Below are 1,627 nucleotides of genomic sequence, written 5' to 3' on the forward strand. Positions count from 1 at the left end.
GCCGCGATGGGCGGGGCGGCGGGCCGTTTGGCGGCCAGCTCCTCGAGCATTTCGGTGACGACCTCGTCGGCGGTCTTCTTCTCCGCGTCCATGGCCTTCTTGACGTCTGCGGCGTACAGGTCCACGTACTCCTGCCCGGACAGGGACATGAGTGCGTACATGATCTCGTCGGTGATGGAACGCAGCACGAAGCGGTCGTTCTCCAGCCCCTGGTAGCGGGAGAAGTCCAAGGGCTCGCCAATGACGATGCCCACGCGGTGGCGGGTCGAGGGAATGACCTGGCCAATGGGCTGGGCGATGTTCGAGCCGATCATGGCGACCGGGATGACGGGCGCGCCCGTGGCCAGGGCAATACGGGCCACGCCGGTCTTGCCTCGGTACAGGCGCCCGTCGGGGCTGCGCGTGCCCTCCGGATAGATGCCGAACAGCTCGCCCGCGCGCAGCCGGTCGATCCCGGCCTGGAGGGCGGCTTGGGACGCCTTCCCGCCGGAGCGATCCACGGGGATGGTGCCGACGGCGGTCATGAAGGTCTTGACCGCCCAGCCCTTGAGGCCCTTGCCGGTGAAATAGTCGGACTTGCCGATGAAGGCGACCTCGCGGTCGATGAGCAGCGGCAGGAAGAAGGAGTCGATGACCGCCAGATGGTTGGAGGCCAGGATGGCGGCGCCTTCGGCGGGAATATTCTCCTCGCCGCGGATCCAGGGCTGGTAAAGCATCTCCAGCGCCGGACCCGTGGTGGCCTTAATACCTCGGTACCCCAATGTGGGACCTCCTGTGCGTCGGCGGGCGGGGAGTCGCCGGGCCGTCCGGGTACGCCCGCCGGGCGTGTCCGCGGCTGGATCGGCTGCCAGGAGAAGTCTAGCCTCGCAATGTGCCTGCCCACGCGTTCTCGCCCCCACCACCTGTCGGCTCCGATGCCGACCGAGCGTGGCACGAGACACCTTCGCCCCAGCCTGCCCGGCCCGTCCAGGCAGCATTCGCGGATATGGGCACGACGCTGAGCGAGGTGACCTTCGTCGTCGTCGACCTGGAGACCACCGGCGGCGGGCCCGGCGCGCATGCCATCACCGAGATCGGCGCGGTCAAGGTGCGCGGCGGCGTGGTCGATTCGGAATTCTCCACGCTCGTTAATCCCGGGGCCGCCATCCCTGCCCAGATCACCATCATGACCGGCATCACCAACGCCATGGTGGCCACTGCCCCGCCGGTCGATCGGGCACTGACCTCCTTCTTGGAGTGGGCGCAGCTGGCCGGCCCGGGAACCGTCGCGGTAGCCCATAACGCCCGCTTCGACGTCGGCCACCTGCGCGGTGCGGCGCGGGCGCTCGGCCTGCCCTGGGAGGAGCCCACCGTGCTCGACACCCTGGCGATATCGCGTCGGGCATGGGCCCGAACCGAGGTGCCCAACCACAAGTTGGGCACGCTCGCCGCCTTCGTCGGGTCCCCCACCCGCCCCACTCACCGTGCCCTCGACGACGCGCGGGCCACCGTGGACGTGCTTCACGCCGCTCTGGAGGCGCTGGCACCGCAGGGCGTCACGCACCTGGAGGACCTGGCAACGGCCTGCGACCCGGTGCCCGCCTCCCGCCGCGTCAAGAGCCGCCTCGCCGACGGCCTTCCCGCCGCC

At 69.9% G+C, this 1,627-nt stretch carries 2 protein-coding genes; one reads left to right on the forward strand and one right to left on the reverse strand.

The window, feature by feature from the left end:
- Window positions 1-761 (reverse strand): lysophospholipid acyltransferase family protein (locus RWX45_RS05435; RefSeq protein WP_316022749.1); only part of this gene is annotated, 761 nt, incomplete at its 3' end.
- 224 nt (window positions 762-985) lie between these two features.
- On the opposite strand from RWX45_RS05435, the gene RWX45_RS05440 reads away from it, so the two are divergent.
- Window positions 986-1,627 (forward strand): exonuclease domain-containing protein (locus RWX45_RS05440; RefSeq protein ID WP_316022750.1); only part of this gene is annotated, 642 nt, incomplete at its 3' end.

Source organism: Actinomyces sp. MRS3W (assembly GCF_032465695.1).
In the GTDB taxonomy this organism is placed as follows: Bacteria; Actinomycetota; Actinomycetes; order Actinomycetales; family Actinomycetaceae; genus Actinomyces.